Annotated in this window: 12 protein-coding genes; 3 read left to right on the top strand and 9 right to left on the bottom strand. The window is 68.0% G+C overall.

Going from position 1 to position 16359, the window contains the following annotated elements; translation table 11 throughout:
- The first annotated feature begins 1 nt into the window (after position 1).
- The 3 genes from GMA12_RS02130 to GMA12_RS19480 are packed head-to-tail and all read left to right on the top strand — an operon-like array spanning position 2 to position 3339.
- Positions 2-1951, top strand: coding sequence for a putative baseplate assembly protein (locus GMA12_RS02130; protein ID WP_156266602.1), 1950 nt, complete (start codon positions 2-4; stop codon positions 1949-1951).
- Between the two features lies 1 nt (position 1952).
- Positions 1953-2513: a phage tail protein I gene (locus GMA12_RS02125; protein WP_156266600.1), complete on the top strand. Its 561-nt coding sequence runs from the start codon at positions 1953-1955 to the stop codon at positions 2511-2513.
- A gap of 10 nt (positions 2514-2523) precedes the next feature.
- Entirely contained in the window at positions 2524-3339 is an 816-nt protein-coding gene (locus GMA12_RS19480) for a zinc-ribbon domain-containing protein (protein ID WP_156266598.1), read from the top strand.
- Here GMA12_RS19480 and GMA12_RS02115 read toward each other — a convergent pair.
- From GMA12_RS02115 to GMA12_RS02075, 9 genes are all read right to left on the bottom strand, one after another.
- The gene (locus GMA12_RS02115) at positions 3252-6095 is read right to left on the bottom strand and encodes an AfsR/SARP family transcriptional regulator (protein ID WP_240898561.1); all 2844 of its coding nucleotides are present in this window, start codon (positions 6093-6095) and stop codon (positions 3252-3254) included. The genes GMA12_RS19480 and GMA12_RS02115 overlap by 88 nt on opposite strands.
- A gap of 1073 nt (positions 6096-7168) precedes the next feature.
- The gene (locus GMA12_RS18700) at positions 7169-8434 is read right to left on the bottom strand and encodes a M23 family metallopeptidase (protein ID WP_240898515.1); all 1266 of its coding nucleotides are present in this window, start codon (positions 8432-8434) and stop codon (positions 7169-7171) included.
- A gap of 316 nt (positions 8435-8750) precedes the next feature.
- Positions 8751-9050, bottom strand: a complete 300-nt coding sequence (locus GMA12_RS02105; protein WP_156266594.1) for a GmrSD restriction endonuclease domain-containing protein — start codon at positions 9048-9050, stop codon at positions 8751-8753.
- A 298-nt stretch (positions 9051-9348) separates the two neighbouring features.
- A complete protein-coding gene (nrdF, locus tag GMA12_RS02100) occupies positions 9349-10347 on the bottom strand; it encodes a class 1b ribonucleoside-diphosphate reductase subunit beta (protein WP_062734489.1) in 999 nt (332 codons plus the stop codon).
- Positions 10348-10435: 88 nt separating this feature from the next.
- On the bottom strand, positions 10436-12595 hold the full coding sequence (gene nrdE, locus GMA12_RS02095) for a class 1b ribonucleoside-diphosphate reductase subunit alpha (protein WP_162459357.1): 2160 nt from the start codon (positions 12593-12595) through the stop codon (positions 10436-10438).
- Complete coding sequence (nrdI, locus tag GMA12_RS02090; RefSeq protein ID WP_156266590.1) at positions 12592-13086, bottom strand: class Ib ribonucleoside-diphosphate reductase assembly flavoprotein NrdI; 495 nt, start codon at positions 13084-13086, stop codon at positions 12592-12594. Before nrdI ends, nrdE begins: the two co-directional genes overlap by 4 nt.
- Positions 13087-13178: 92 nt before the next feature.
- Positions 13179-13415, bottom strand: coding sequence for a glutaredoxin-like protein NrdH (nrdH, locus tag GMA12_RS02085; RefSeq protein WP_047804163.1), 237 nt, complete (start codon positions 13413-13415; stop codon positions 13179-13181).
- Between the two features lie 299 nt (positions 13416-13714).
- Entirely contained in the window at positions 13715-15205 is a 1491-nt protein-coding gene (locus tag GMA12_RS02080) for an aldehyde dehydrogenase family protein (protein WP_156266588.1), read from the bottom strand.
- A gap of 58 nt (positions 15206-15263) precedes the next feature.
- The gene (locus GMA12_RS02075) at positions 15264-16334 is read right to left on the bottom strand and encodes an App1 family protein phosphatidate phosphatase (protein WP_156266586.1); all 1071 of its coding nucleotides are present in this window, start codon (positions 16332-16334) and stop codon (positions 15264-15266) included.
- Positions 16335-16359: the final 25 nt, after the last annotated feature.

Raw genomic sequence — 16359 nt, 5'->3', positions numbered from 1 at the left:
GATGCTTCCCTCCCCGAACCTCGACGATCGGCGTTTCCAGGATCTGGTGGACGATGCCAAGCGGATGATCGCCCAGCGCTGCCCCGAGTGGACCGACCACAACGTCTCCGATCCGGGGGTGACCTTGATCGAGGCGTTCGCGTTCATGACGGACGAGCTCTTCTACCGCCTCAATCGTCTCCCGGACCGCCTGTACATCGCGTTCCTGGAACTGCTGGGGGTCGGCCTGCACCCGCCCACGGCCGCCACCGTGGAGCTGCTGCTGTGGCTCTCGGCGCCCCAGCCCAACGCCGTGGTCGTGCCCCGGGGCACCGAGGCCGCCACGCGGCGCACCGACGAGGACGAGGCCGTCTCCTTCGAGACCGCCCGGGAACTGGTGATCCCGCCGAGGAGGCTGGCCCACCTCCGAACGACCACCCGCGGGGGTGAGCCCGTGCCGCGCCCGGTCCGCCCCCGCGGGGACGAGGACTTCCCGGCCTTCGGCGAGCCACCCACCCCTGACGACGCGCTGCTGCTGGGCCTCGACGACAGCGCCCCCTCCTGCGCGCTGGCCCTCCGGTTCGACTGCGAGGTCCGCGGCGTCGGCGTGGATCCCCGCTACCCGCCCCTGGTGTGGGAGGCGTGGACCGGCTCCGGGTGGACCCGCTGCGACGTGGACAAGGACGAGACGGGCGGCCTCAACCGGCCCGGTGACGTGGTCGTCCACCTGCCCCACGCGCACACGGCGTCCGTGGTCGGCGGCGCGCGGGCGGGCTGGGTGCGCTGCCGGGTTGTCCATCCGCTGGAGGGATACCCGCCCTACAGCGCCTCGCCCCGGGTCCGGACGGTCAGCGCCTTCACCATAGGCGGCTCTGTTCCTGCCGTGCACGCGGAGACCGTCCACGTCGAGGTCCTCGGCACCTCCGACGGCGTGCCCGGCCAGGCGTTCCCCCTGGCCCGCCGGCCCGTGGTGCCCGGGGGAACCCCCTTCACCGTGGAGGTCACGGACGGTGCCGGGTGGCAGACCTGGCGGGAGGTGGACCACTTCGCCAACAGCGACCCGGAGGACCGGGTGGTCGTCCTGGACCGTGCCGCAGGCGTCGTCCGTTTCCCGCCCGCCGTCCGGGAGGCCGACGGCTCCCTGCGCGCCTACGGCGCCGTCCCGCCCGTCGGCAGCACCGTGCGGATCCCGGAGTACCGGACCGGAGGAGGCCCGCGCGGCAACGTCGTCGCCCACGCGGTGTCCGTGCTGCGCTCCACGGTCCCGTTCGTGGTCCGAGTTGAGAACCGCCGTGCCGCTCAGGGCGGGGTGGCCATGGAGACCGTCGATCAGGCGCGAGAGCGCGGCCCGCTAGCTCTGCGGACCCGCGACCGCGCCGTCACCGCCGAGGACTACGAGCAGCTGTCCCGCCGGGCCGCCCCGGGCATCGCCCGGGTACGGTGCCTCCCCGCGACCACCGCGGCCGAGGCAGGTGGGGTGCGCGTGCTGGTGGTTCCCACCGCCGTGCCCGACGACGACGACCGGCTCCGTTTCGGCGACCTCGTCCCCGACGAGGACACACTTTCGGCCGTGGCGGAGTACCTGGACGAGCGGCGCCCGGTGGGGGTGCGCGTCGTCGTGGAGCCGCCCCGCTACCGCGGCGTGACCGTCGTGGCCCGCCTGACGGCGCGCCGCCGGGTGGCCGCCGACGGCCTCAAACGCGAGGCGCTGCGGGCACTCTACCGGTACTTCGACCCCATCCGCGGTGGGCCCGACAGCGACGGCTGGCCCTTCGGCCGGCCGGTGCAGGCCGGCGAAGTGCACGCCGTCCTGCAGAGGCTCCCCGGCACGGAGATCGTGGACGACGTGCTGCTCTTCGCCGCCGATCCGCGCACCGGCGATCGCGGGGATCCCGTCCAACGGGTTGAGCTGGGCAGGCACGACCTGGTGTTCTCCTTCGGGCACCAGGTGCGCGTCACGGAAGGCGAATGAGATGCGTGGACGGATCCCCGGACTCCCGACCCCCGTCCCGGTGGCCTCCCGGCTACCGGCCGTCCTGCAGGAGGACGAGTTCCTGCAGCGGTTCCTGGCGGGCTTCGACGAGTCGCTCGCCCCAGTTTTCCTCACCCTCGACGGGCTGGCGTCGTACATCGACCCCTGGCTCGCCCCCGAGGACTTCCTCACCTGGCTGGCCGAGTGGGTGGGCGTGCGCGTCGATGAGCACTGGCCCGTGGCCCAGCGGCGGGAGGTCGTGGCCCACGGCGCTCTGATCCACCGGCGCCGGGGCACTGCGGCAGGCATCGCCGACGCCGTGCGGCTGACCGGGACGGGGGTCGTCGACGTCGATGTCGAGGACTCCGGGGGCACGATGTGGTCCTCATCGCCGGGCTCCGAATTTCCCGGCACCCCTCGTGCGGCCCTGCACGTCCGGGTCCACACCCGGTCCCCGGACGACGTCGACGTGCGGAGGCTGGACGCCGTGGTCGCTGCCGTGAAGCCCGCCCACATCCCGCACACACTCGAGGTGGTACTGGCGACCGGAACCGGGTATTGAGGAGGACGCCATGCTGATCTGTCCGGAGTGCGGCACCCGCAACACCGCGGGCACCCGGTTCTGCACCAACTGCGGCACCTACCTGGAATGGGACAACGGTCCGCACCCGACTCCCGGGCGGGCCATGTCCACCCCGACCTCTGCTCCCGAGCCTTGGCGAAATGACCCCGCGCCGACTCCAGAACCGCGTCCCGTCCCGGCCCCGGAACGACATGCCGAGCCTTCATCAGAACAGCATCCGACTGTTCCCCAGGATGAACCGGCATCGGAACCGGTACGCACACACCACAAAGAGGGCAAGGTCTCAAAATGGCCCGCCAACCCCGAGCCCGACGACCGGACCGTCGTGCTGCCGCGGATGCCGGAGAATGAGGCTCGCTCCCGGAGCGGTCACAGACCCGGTGACCCGCCCCCCATCCCGCCCGAGGAGATCCGCGTCCGGCATCCTCGCCCTCCCGAGGAGGAACCAGAGACGCCGCCTGCACCAGGGGAGATCGTCTGTCCCCGCTGCGGGGCGGGGAACTCCCCCGATCGGCACTTCTGCCGCCGCTGCGCTTTGGACCTCAGCCGCGCCCTGGCTTCTCCCCCACCCCAGTCCGCGGGACAGTCACGCCCGCGCCAAAAGGGTTTATCACCGCTGGTGTGGGCGCTCATCGTCCTGGTCGTCCTGGTAGTGGTGTATCTGGTGTGGAACGGAGTCACGGCCTCGGGAAGTGGAAGCGCGCTCGGCGGCGAGCTTCAGGCTGGCCGGACGTGGTCCCGGTCCTCACCGCCGCCGGGGCCAGTTCCGGAGTCGATGCCCAGTGACGCCAGCATGTCGCAGTAGCGCCGGCGCGTGCGCTCGGCCTCGGCCACCTCTCCGGAGTCCCGCAGCAGGGCGATGAGCAACCGCCAGGACTCGTCACTCCAGGGGTTGATCTCCACGCTGCGGGCCGCCGCGCCGACTGCCTGTTGCTCCTGCCCGAGGGACCAGCTCGTGCGTGCCAGCGCCCCGGCTGCCCGAGCCGCCCGCAATCGATAGCGGTCCCGGGTGACCAGCACCCACTCGGCGGGGCCTTCCTCCGGGAAGACGTCATCGGTGTAGAGGTCGACCGCACTTTGGAGGGCTGCCACAGCCCGTGCCGGGGCTCTCCGCCGGTGGTAGCGGTCCGCCTCCTGCAGGAGCCGGTCGAACTCCGCCAGATCGGACCACGAGCCGGGACCGACGATTAGCACGTAGGAATCATCCTGACGCAGGATCGCCCTGCGCCCGTCCCCCGTCCCTTGCAGATCCAGGACGTGGCGCAGAGCGGAGATGCTCACCTGCAAGTTGTGCTGGGCGCGCTGCTCGTCCAGATCAGCCCAAAGAGTGCTGGCGAGCTGTTCCCGGTGCACCGGGCGCCCCGCGTTCAGGACCAGCAGACGCAGCACGGTCCTGGCCCGGGGGCGCACCGCGGTGAGGTCCACGAGCGCCCCGTCCAGATGCACCGTCAGCCCGCCGAAGCAAGTCACGGCGAGCGAGGGAATCCCGGACCCTTCCGATGCTCTTCCCCTCAGGCAACCGGCTGCGCTCTTCCGGTCCGTGCTGTCGAGCCGAGTGTCGCACAGCGTCGGCCGGGCTCCCACGAAAGGCTTATCGAGCATCTCGGCCGCGGACGCAACGGCATCCGCCCTCAGCGGAGACGCGGCCCGGGAGAGCGCCCACGACGCCAGGACGTCCGCGCCCAGGGCGCGGAACTCCGCGGCGAGGGCTCTGTAGCCCTCACGCTCGGGGACACCGGAGGAGACGCAGGCGAGTAGTGCGACGGAGTGCAGCAGGGCTGCGCCCCAGGCGTCACCGCGGCGTTCGCAGTCCCGGGCCACGGCGTCGGCGATCTCCTCGCCCGCTGTGCTGCCGGACAGGATCGCCAGCATGCCGTCCGCCAGCCGGGCCAGCCACGAGAGCCCCGCGAGCCACGCGTGGCGCTGAACCGCCTCGATCTCGGCGGCTGTGGTATCGGGGGCGGTGCAAATTTCCTCGGTCTCGAAGAGCGCCAGGACGAGCTGTGCCGCGAGCGCCGCGGGTCGGTCCTTGTCGAGGAGCTCGGCGCACCGACGGAGGGGGGGCAGGGCCGTCCGCCGGTCGCCTGCCAGCACGGAGGCGACCCCCGCCGCCAGCAGATCTTCTTCCGGTGAGTCTGCACAGAGGGAACGGGCGACAACAGCGGGACTGCCCCGGGTGGCCGCGCGCAACGGTGGTTCGGCCCCGGCCCCTCCTCCTGGGAGCGGACCCTCTGAGATCGAGCCCCATGCCGAGGATCGGGACCGGAGCTCCGTGGCGATCGCCGTGCACTCGGCGTCGTCGGCAAGCGCCAGCGCCCGGCAGGCTACTGCGTGCGCCCGGGCGAGCTGTCCGTCGTCGTACAACCGGCGGGCCTCGGCGAGGGCAAACCACGGGTCCGTGCCCACCAGCCCGGGAGGCAGCAGCTCTGCCCATGCGCAGGCGCCCGGCACAAAGGCCTCGGCGCCGGAGCGCGCCAGCAGCTGGCGAGCCTCCGCCCACCGTCCGTCGGTCGCGAGCAGGCGCAGCGCGTTGGCCAGGAAGCCGTCGTACTCCAGCAGTGCCACGGCCCGGCCACGGAGTGCGGCGTAGCGGGTGGAATCCATGCTCTTCCGCAGCTCGTCGGTGAAGTAGCGGCGCAGCACACACGGCATCCGCAGGCCCGGCTCGGTGTCGTCGACCACCAGCAAGGACCGCTGTACGAGTTTCGGCAGCACCGCCTCCGCTGCACCGGAGGGACCGAGCAACGCATCGCAGTGCCGTGGGGTCACGAGGTCGAGCATGGACGCAACCCCGAGAAGTTCCGCCTCGTGTGCGGTCAGGTCGCCGAGCACGTGGCGTCTTAGGTGGTCCCACGCGTAGTGGGCCGCGGTGTCGCATGCCGCTCGATGCCGCTCCACTGGGCTGCACCGCATCGCGTGGAGGTGGAAGAGGTGCACGGCTGCGGCCCACCCGTCCGTGGCGCGCACCAGGTCGAGCGTCCGGAGCGGATCGATGCGCAGGCCGTGGACGTCTTGGAGCAGTGCGTGGGCCTCGTCCGCCCGGAAGCGCAGGTCCTCCCCTGCCACGAGCACCACAGTCGAGAACTCGGGACGGGCGAGGTTGAACGACGGCACCAGCCGGCCGGCCACCACAAGGTGGACGTTGGGTGGACAGAGGAGGAGCAACCGTTCCAGTTCGGTTTCGGCCGCAGTACCGACTATCAGGTGAACATCGTCGAGCACGATGAACAGGGGCCTGCCATCAGCTTCGGCCAGGGAGGCCAGCTCAGCCGTGGAGCACGGCTCGGGAGAGCGCACGAGCGCGGCCACACTCCTGGCGAGGCCGGCCATCAGCCGTTCCGGTTGTGCGTCCGCCGGGTCCACCCGGTGCCAGACCAGCCGCGCCTGTCTCCTTGCTGCCCAGTGCGCCAGCAGCGTCGTCTTGCCGGTCCCGTGCGGGGCCACGACCACGCCCAACCGCGCGGAGAGCACCGGGTCGATCCTCCGGAGCAAGCGTTCACGAACGAGCCCTTCGGCCTGCGGGGGGCCGCAGAGGGCACGTCCGTTGTCAGTGCTCATCATGGCGTCCACCCCCGGAAAGTCTCGGCGTACGCAGCATGGGAACGCATCGTAGGACATTACTCAGCTCGGTCTCCCGCCCAGAGCGTCCCGGGGCCTCCGTGGGGAAGCGGGCGGACCTTCAGCGTAGGAGGTGTCGCTACTGGTGGGAGCAGGAAACCGAAAATTACAGGCCTAACGATGAAGTCACAAGCAGAACCGACGAGTAAGCGTTGGTTTCAAGAGTCTTCACGGGATAGTCGCTAGGCGCTGATGACAGTCGCGGCCAGGGTGGCCGGAGCGTTGATCGCATCTGCACGGCAGGGTCGGGCGCTTGCCGCCACTGGCACCATGTCCGGTTATAACCGTGGCGAAGCTGTGGGTTGAGAAGGGCTCGTTGCGACTGATATCACTGCAGTGATCCCTAGCGAATTCTACTGTGCTGGTCAGGCGGCGATCCGAAGCCCACACGGCCGTAGCATCCCACCGTCGAGGGCCCCTTGCCAATCAGGAAGGGTCGCCGTTGATCACAGGGTGCAGGAAGTAGGTGTCCAGAAAGATGCCGGTCTCGATTTGATAGCGACAGGTGACATCCGCAAGTCCAGCGGTCTTCTCCCAAAGACTGCTCCAGCAATACTCGCATTTTGCAGCTTCCCCTTCGCGAGGGACGAAGAGGCGCCGGTGTCGGAACCGCTTCGAGGGCAACTTCGGCTTCGTCTCAGTTGAGTGCTGGCTGGTTGTCGAAGGAGTATCAATCTCCCAGGCAGGTGGCGTCGGAGATTTCTGGGGCATCGAAGCTGATGCCGCTCCCCGTTATCGAGCGCAACCCCTCCGGCACTACTGCAGTCGACCGAAGGAGTGGCCGTCAAGCGTTTGCGGATAAGCAGGATCTCGTTGCAGAACCGCGGGCTCTCAACGAGCCGCGAAGCTTCCACCTTCAGATCGAACTGCCCGTCGGAACGGAGCACTTCGCCTCTTTGGATGGACACGCGACAGCTATGGCCCAAGAAATCCTGCTCCCCGGTCGACTCCATAGTCATTTCAGCGGCGGAGGAAACCCCGTCACTCATCCTGAAGCCGCCCCAAGGGCAAGCCGGTCAGACGAGACCAGAGGGTGGAACAATCTCCACATCAGGCAGCACCGTCGGGGTCGTCGGATCAGACGGCACCGTCGGGCAGTCGACCCGCGCGCCCTCCACCGCCGGCGGGCAGTCCTCCGGCCCCGGCGAAGAACCCGGCACCGGGGCGATCGGCACACAGTCGAACACCCCCGGGGAGACCGGAACACACTGCTCCGGGTCATTCAGATCAGGCAGCACCGTCGGGGTCGTCGGATCAGACGGCACCGTCGGGCAGTCGACCCGCGCGCCCTCCACCGCCGGCGGGCAGTCCTCCGGCCCCGGGTACTGATTAAAGGGATCACAGTTGAACCGCCCTTCTCCCAAAGACTTACATTCCTTGAGAGGAGGAAACGAGGAAGGCAACTCTTCTCGGGGCAGACAGTCTCCGCGCCGGGGATCCGTGGGCGGACACAACTCCTTCTGGAGATTCAGGGGTGTGCAATTGTGTGTCTGAGGTTGTCCGGCGGGACAGGGCTTTGCGGGATCGGAGGGTGCTCGCTTCTCGATGGGGATTTCATCCTGCGGCTGAGATTTCCTAGGCGCGGGAATGGTCTTGGAGCCGTCCCTCCAGTCGAAGGTCTGTGGGTCGGCGACCTCACCCTTGACCCACATCTCGAAGTGCAGGTGCGGGCCGGTAACGCGTGTGCCGGTCTGACCGACGGTGCCGAGCTGCTGGGATGCCTTCAGTTCGTCCCCCTCTTTGACCTGGACGTCCTTGAGGTGGTTGTAGGTACTCATCATCTTCCCGTCGTCGTGAACAACTTCCACGCGGTTGCCGCCCCACACGTCCCAGAACACGTCCTCCACCACTCCGTCCATGGCCGAGACCACGGGCAGGCCTTCGCCGACGGAGATGTCAGTCCCGTTGTGGAGTTCCCGGCCGTCAAGGTCGGGTGCATCCCTCCACCCGAACTTCCCCGCCGGCAACACCGTGGGCGGAGAAGTGGGCGCAATGATGGTGTTGACGGGCAGCTTGCCCTTGTATTCCTTGGCGGCCTTGGCGTTGGGTCCATACGTGGAAACCGGGGACTGCTTCCCCTTCCCTGTCGGGGTCGCGGTGGCTGTCGGGGTCGCGGTGGCTGTCGGGGTCGGTGTAGCACGTGTCTTTCCGCCTGCTCCACAGCCGTTCACTAACAGCACTAGAAACAGTGCTAAAACAATCGCCCTCAGTTTGTTCTTACGATTCCTTCGAGACAGGGGTTGACGTAACAAAAATTCATTTGTGTCAATGATTGCGAACATGGCATCCTCGCTACCTCAAAGGTGAGAAAGCTTACCGTGACATGAATCAGGAGGAGTGCTGCGCTTGCGGTGCGCCGCGCATCACATGGCCCCGGCTCCTGGCACCTGGGATTAAGGTAGAAGGCGGACAGCGTGACGACGGAGCGGGAGATGTCTCTCTCCTGGGCAGACCCGCTTGCCCTTCCGGGCACCTAAAAATGGTTTCAATTCGAGGTTTCATGCCGGGAGGGGATGCCGCGGGTTCAGCACTGTCCCGACTTCGATCAAAGGTCAGCCGGCCAGCACAGGCTGGTCAGGGGCTCCGGTACCTCACATCTCAAACGTCGTGGCCGGCCTTCCGAAGATCCTCCCGGAGCAACTTCACCATCGCCTGGTCGTGCTGGCGAGTTGCCGTCCTATCCCAGGTGGTCCCGCTCTTGACCAAGTCCGCCATTATTTGGAGCTTCGTGCTCTGCCTGACGATCTCTGTCTTGTTCGCCTTGTAGGGAGGCAGATTGTTGCTGAATTTGGAGTTCGTGCTGACACTGACCAGCGCGAGGTTTCCGAGCATGTCTAACTCGCCATCGTCAGGTGTTACGCTTACCGCCGCCCTGGTCGAGTTCGAGGCCGTTGCCACGGCGCTGGAGGAGCAGCTTGGCACTTCAGATATCGACGAAACAGCCTTGACAGCGGATTAGCGCAACAAACTACAGAGAGCAACGTGGCGAGGCCTCCGGAGGAAAACCCTCCAGAGGCCTCGCCATTTGGATGACGCTGATACACGCTATTCGTCAGTCACTGACAGATCAGGTGACCACTGACAACTCCAGTGCCGTACTGACATCTATCTTGAGGATCTGACAACTGGATTGAGATCTCACAGGGGCGGCCCTGCTGGTGCAGAGCCGCCCCTCGTCCCACCGGTCAGGCGGGGATCAGAAGTCCCAGTCCTCGTCCTCCGTGTTCACGGCCTTGCCGATGACGTAGGAGGAGCCCGAGCCGGAGAAGAAGTCGTGGTTCTCGTCGGCGTTCGGGGACAGCGCGGAGAGGATCGCCGCCGAGACGTCGGTCATCTCCTTCGGGAACAGCGCCTCGAAGCCCAGGTTGTTGAGGGCCTTGTTGGCGTTGTAGTGCAGGAACTTCTTGACGTCCTCGGTCCACCCCACACCGTCGTAGAGGGACTCGGTGTAGAGCACCTCGTTCTCGTAGAGCTCGTCGAGCAGCTCGTAGGTGTAGAGCTTCAGCTCGTCCTGGCGCTCCTGCGACTCCTGGGCCATGGCGCGCTGGAACTTGTAGCCGATGTAGTAGCCGTGCACGGCCTCGTCGCGGATGATCAGGCGGACCAGGTCGGCCGTGTTCGTCAGCTTCGCCCGGGAGGACCAGTACATGGGCAGGTAGAACCCGGAGTAGAAGAGGAAGGACTCGAGCAGGGTCGAGGCCACCTTCTTCTTCAGCGGGTCGTCGCCCTTGTAGTACCGGATGACGATCTCGGCCTTCTTCTGCAGGTACGGGTTCTCCCGGGACCAGCGGAACACGTCGTCGATGTCCTTCATGGAGGACAGCGTCGAGAAGATCGAGGAGTAGGACTTCGCGTGCACGGACTCCATGAACGCGATGTTGGTGTACACCGCCTCCTCGTGCAGGGTCACGGCGTCCGGGATCAGGGAGACGGCGCCCACGGTGCCCTGGATGGTGTCCAGCAGCGTCAGGCCCGTGAAGACCCGCATGGTGAGCTCCTGCTCCTCCAGGGTCAGCGTCTTCCACGAGGGGACGTCGTTGGAGATCGGGACCTTCTCGGGCAGCCAGAAGTTCGCGGTCAGGCGGTCCCAGACCTCGTCGTCCTTCGGATCCTCGATCCGGTTCCAGTTGATGGCCTGGGCCTGGTGGTGGAGCAGCTGCACCTTGTCGATGCTCTCGCTCTTCTCCAGCGTCATGGTCTGTCTCTTCCTTGAACGGGGTGGGCCCCCGCGCGCGTCCTGCGGACGCACGCGGGGAGTTCGTGGTGGTCGCCGGGGCCGGCGGTCAGAGCATGCAGGACACGCAGCCCTCGACCTCGGTGCCCTCCAGCGCCAGCTGGCGGATCCGGGAGTAGTACATCGTCTTGATGCCCTTGCGCCAGGCGTAGATCTGCGCCTTGTTGATGTCGCGGGTGGTGGCCGTGTCCTTGAAGAACAGGGTCAGGGACAGGCCCTGGTCCACGTGCTGCGTGGCCGCGGCGTAGGTGTCGATGATCTTCTCGTAGCCGATCTCGTAGGCGTCCTGGAAGTACTCCAGGTTCTCGTTGTTCATGAAGGGCGCCGGGTAGTACACGCGGCCCAGCTTGCCCTCCTTGCGGATCTCGATCTTCGAGGCGATCGGGTGGATCGAGGACGTCGAGTTGTTGATGTAGGAGATGGAACCGGTCGGCGGGACGGCCTGGAGGTTCTGGTTGTACATCCCGTGCTCCATCACCGAGGCCCTGAGCTGCGTCCAGTCCGCCTGGGTGGGGATGTGCACGCCGGCCTCGGCGAACAGCCGCCGGACCCGCTCGGTGGCCGGGGCCCACTCGCGGTCGGTGTACTTGGCGAAGTACTCCCCCGTCGCGTACTGGGACCGCTCGAAGCCGGCGAACGTGGCCCGCCGCTCCTTCGCGATCTCGTTCGACGCGCGGATCGCGTGGTACGTGACCGTGTAGAAGTAGATGTTCGTGAAGTCGAGGCCTTCCTCGGAGCCGTAGTGGATGTGCTCCTTGGCGAGGTAGCCGTGCAGGTTCATCTGGCCCAGCCCCACCGCGTGGGACATCTGGTTGCCGCGCTCGATCGAGGGCACCGAGTTGATGTTGGACATGTCCGACACCGCCGTGAGGCCCCGGATCGCGGTCTCCACCGACTGCCCGAAGTCCGGGGACTGCATGGTGAGGGCGATGTTGAGGGAGCCGAGGTTGCAGGAGATGTCCTTGCCGACCTCGTCGTAGTCCAGGTCCTCGTGGTACGTGGACGGCTCGGAGACCTGGAGGATCTCGGAGCACAGGTTGGACATGATGATCTTGCCGTCGATCGGGTTCGCCCGGTTCACGGTGTCCTCGAACATGACGTACGGGTAGCCGGACTCGAACTGCACCTCGGCGAGGGTCTGGAAGAACTCGCGGGCCTTGATCTTCTTCTTCTGGATCCGGCCGTCGGCGACCATCTCGTGGTACTTCTCGCTCACGTTGACGTCCGAGAACGGCATGCCGTAGACCCGCTCGACGTCGTACGGGGAGAACAGGTACATGTCCTGGTTCTTCTTGGCCAGCTCGAACGTGATGTCCGGGATGACCACACCCAAGGACAGGGTCTTGATCCGGATCTTCTCGTCCGCGTTCTCCCGCTTGGTGTCCAGGAAGCTGTAGATGTCCGGGTGGTGGGCGTGCAGGTACACCGCCCCCGCGCCCTGGCGGGCGCCGAGCTGGTTGGCGTAGGAGAAGGAGTCCTCCAGCAGCTTCATGATCGGGATGATGCCCGAGGACTGGTTCTCGATCTTCTTGATCGGGGCGCCGGCCTCACGGATGTTGGTCAGCGCGAACGCCACGCCGCCGCCGCGCTTGGACAGCTGCAGCGCGGAGTTGATGGAGCGCCCGATGGACTCCATGTTGTCCTCGATGCGCAGCAGGAAGCAGGAGACGAGCTCGCCGCGCTGCTGCTTGCCCGCGTTGAGGAACGTGGGGGTGGCCGGCTGGAAGCGACCGGAGATGATCTCGTCCACGAGCTGGGTGGCGAGGGTCTCGTTCCCGTCGGCGAGGTACAGGGAGACCATGACCACGCGGTCCTCGAAGCGCTCGAGGTAGCGCTGTCCGTCGAAGGTCTTCAGCGTGTAGGACGTGTAGAACTTGAACGCGCCCAGGAAGGTCTCGAAGCGGAACTTCTTCGCGTAGGCCCGCTTGGAGAGCTCCTTGATGAAGTCCCGGCTGTACTTCGCCAGGACCTCGGGCTCGTAGTACTGGTGCGAGACCAGGTAGTCGAGCTTCTCCTCGAGGTCGTGGAAGAAGACGGTGTTGTTGTTGACGTGCTGCAGGAAGTACTGCCGCGCGGCCTGCCGGTCGGCGTCGAACTGGATGTTGCCGTCCGCGTCGTAGAGGTTCAGCAGGGCGTTGAGCTCGTGGTAGCCCAGGCCCCGGTACTTCTCCGGAACGCGCTTGTCCTCGTGGCCGGGCTCGACGCTCACGCCCGGGGCTGCGGAAATTGTCGCCAAAACTGTTCCAATCCTTCGTTTACCTTGCGGACATCCTCGGGGGTGCCCATGAGTTCGAACTTGTAGAGGACGGGGACGTCGCACTTGGCCGCGATCTTGTCCGCGGCCAGGCAGAACGCCGGCCCGAAGTTGGTGTTGCCGGCGCCGATCACGCCGCGCAGCAGCCGCCGGTTGGCCTCCCGGTTGAGGAACTTCACGACCTGCGGCGGAACGGCCCCGCTGCCGCTGGGCCTCCCGTAGGTCGGGGCGACCAGCACGAAGGGCTCGGTCATCTCGGGGGGCTCCTCCCCGGTCAGAAGAGGAAGGCGCACCGCGCGGGCGGCGAGCTTCTCGACGAAGCGGTGCGTGTTGTTGGAGACCGAGGAGAAGTAGACGACCAGGGGGGCGCAGGGCTCGGACGCCGCGCGGGCGGCGCCGGGGTCCTGCAGAGCGGTCCCGGGGGTGCCGGGGAGGTTCGTGCTCATGTGCTTCCGCGCTCCGGGGTGGGTCGGTGGCCGGTGGTCCTGCATCCGGGTCCGGGACCGGGCGCCGCGGGGAAGCGGGCGGCGCGCGGGCCTCAGGCCGAGAGCAGGACGGCCAGGGAGGTGATCTTGTCCGGACGGTAGCCGGACCAGTGCTCGGTGGGCGTCTCGACGACCGGGACCTGCTGGTAGCCCAGCGCCAGGACGTGGGCCAGGGCCGCCTCGTCCTCGGTGACGTCGACGACGTTGTACTCGATGCCCTTCTTGGTCAGGGCCCGGTAGGTGGCATTGCACTGGACGCAGGACGGCTTGCTGTACACGGTCACGGACATCGCTGTTTCCCCTTGGTCGCTCGGGTGGTTTTTCGGGGGAGATCCGGGACTTCCGCAGACTCTGCGGCGGTGAAGGGGTCTCTCCGGGTGGCTGATTTCAATACTACATCTAGTGTCCGGAAGGGGAAGTGACCCCTAGATGCAGTGGTGAAGGTTGTCCACAGCTCCTCTCTGGCTATCCCCAGGGCGGGCCTCGGCCATCCACAGGGCACCGTCCGCGGGGGTCGCGGAATTCCGCGACCGGGGCCCCGATATGCACAGGCTGTGCGCTCCGCGGGGCCCCCGGGCGGTGGACGGAATTAATTTTCGGACACGGCGTGTCGACTCCGGCGGCGGGGCCGGCGCAGACCGACCGCCGCGCCGGCGAGCAGGGCCCGCAGGCCCCGGTAGGGCGGGTAGACGACCCGCAGGGTGTCGGGAGCGAGCGGCTTGTCCAGGACCGCCCGCGCGTGGGAGAACGTGGTGAACGAGAACTTCCCGTGGTAGGCGCCGGTGCCGCTCTCCCCCACCCCGCCGAAGGGCAGCTCCGGGCTGCTGAGGTGCAGCAGCGGGGCGTTGAAGGACAGCCCGCCGGAGGACGTGCGCCGGCGGAAGAGCTCCTTGACGGCCTTCTCCTCGGTGAACACGTAGAGGGCCAGGGGCTTGTCCCTCGCGGTGACGAGCTCCACCGCGTGCTCGGCCGACTCGACCGGCACCAGCGGCAGGACGGGCCCGAAGATCTCCTCGGCCATCAGCGGGCCGTCCGGCGCCGAGCGCACCACCGTGGGCGCCAGGTAGCGCGCCTCCGGGTCGGCCGCGCCGCCGCACACCACGTCCTCGACGGGGACCTGGTCCAGGAGGCCGGTGAGCCGGTCGAGGTGGCGCCCGGTGACGATCCGCCCGTAGGAGTCGCTGCGGCGCGGGTCCTTCCCGTAGAGCTCCCCCACCGCCCGCACCAGCTCGGGCTCGAGGGCGGCCAGCGTCCCGGGCGTGCCGAGGACGTGGTCCGGGGCCACGCAGGTCTGGCCGGCGTTGAGGAACTTCCCCCACACGATCCGCCGCGCGGCGGTCCGCAGATCGGTCGAGCCGTCCACCCAGACCGGGGACTTCCCGCCCAGCTCGAGGGTCACCGGCGTCAGGTGCCGGGCGGCCGCAGCCATCACGATCCGGGCGACCGTCCCGTTGCCGGTGTAGAAGACGTGGTCGAAGCGGTGCTCCAGCAGCCGGGTGGTCTCCGGGACCCCGCCCTCGACCACGCTGACGCAGTCCCCCAGGTACGTCTCGAGCAGTCCGGCCAGCACCGTGGACACCGTCGCGGAGACCTCGGAGGGCTTGACGACGACGCTGTTGCCGGCGGCGAGCGCTCCCGCCAGCGGGCTCAGGACGAGCTGGACGGGGTAGTTCCACGGCGCCATCACGAGCACGGTGCCGAGGGACTGGTGCTCGATCCGGGAGCGGGCCGGGGCCAGGCTCAGCGGGACCGGGATCCGCACCGGGGCCATCCAGCGGCGCAGCTCCTTGCGGATCCCGGCGATCTCCTCGAGGGTGAAGCCGATCTCGGTCAGCCACGCCTCGGCGGGGGGCTTGCCGAGGTCGGCGGCGAGCGCGTCCTGGAGCGCCTCGCGGTTCTCCCGCAGGAGGTCCTCCAGCCGCTGGAGCCGGTCCAGCCGGGCCTCGAGGCCGAGGTCCGGGACGAAGGACGCCCGGGCCCGTGCGACGGCGGCGTCGACCGCCGGGAAGTCCCCGGTGGCGGTGGCGGCCGGGGCGGCGGTGAGGGTGCTGTGGGTGCTCGTCGTGGGTCCAGTCGTCATGGGTCCAGCGTAGGGCCGTGCTCGGACGTCCCACGCCGCGGGCGGGCCGCCCGGCCGCTCAGAGCAGTCCGTGCTCGGCGAGCTGGCGGGAGATCGAGGCGCCGTCGTTGCCCTCGATCCACAGCGTCCCCTCGGGGATGCTCACCCGCCGCTCCTCGTTGACCAGGGGGTTGCCGGCCAGCACCGCCTCGGCCGGGGACAGGTTGCGGATCACGATCGCCGCCACGTGGTCGGGATAGCGGTGCACGAACCCGCTGTAGATCTCGGGGTCGTGCTGGCCGTCGTCGCCGATGAGGATCCAGCGCACCTCCGGGAAGTTCCGGGCCAGGCGCTCCAGGTTCTGCACCTTGTGCGCCGAGCCGGCCCGGAACCAGCGGTCCGTGGTGGGCCCCCAGTCGGTGAGCAGCAGGGCCCCGTCCGGGTAGGCGTTGCGGGTGAGGAACCGGCGCAGGGTGGGCGCCACGTTCCACGCCCCCGTGGAGAGGTACACGAACGGCGCCTCGTGGTGGCGGTGCAGCAGCCGGTCCATCATCACGGCCATGCCCGGGGTCGGGGTGCGGGCGTGCTCGTTGAGCACGAAGGAGTTCCAGGCCGCCAGCAGGGGGCGGGGCAGGGCGGTGACCATGACGGTGTCGTCGACGTCGGAGACCACGCCGATCCGCTGCTCGTCGGCGACGACGAACACCCGGGCCTCGACGACGTCCGAGCCCTCCGTCTGCATCCACACGGTGTGCTCGCCGGGGGGCAGGGACACCTGCAGGTCGACGTCGACCACCCCGCCCCTGTCGGCCACCAGGTGGAACTCGTACTCGTCGATCCAGACGTTGACGTGGGCGAAGGCGATGGGCACGGAGGTGAAGGAGCGCCAGCCGCGGATGGACTCGCCGCTCTCGTCGGTGGACTCGATCAACCCGCGGGTCTTCAGCAGCGCCCGGCCCAGCACCCGGACGTGGTGCTCGGACCCGTAGCCCTCGAAGGCGACCATGACGGGGATGTCGCCCCGGGACTCGGCGCGGCGCTGGCGGAACCGGTGGAACCGCTGCTCGAGGCGGTAGCCCACGTTGATGGCTTCTTCGGTGACGTGGTCGACGGTCTGCAGGAGGTCCGAGCTGTCGGATATCTTCGCCATGCGCCCAGTGTTTCACAGCGCCCAC

This window comes from Kocuria sediminis, assembly GCF_009735315.1.
Classification (GTDB): Bacteria; Actinomycetota; Actinomycetes; order Actinomycetales; family Micrococcaceae; genus Kocuria; species Kocuria turfanensis.
The sequence above is the reverse complement of the archived record's forward strand: the minus strand, read 5'-3'. Positions and strand labels throughout refer to the sequence as shown.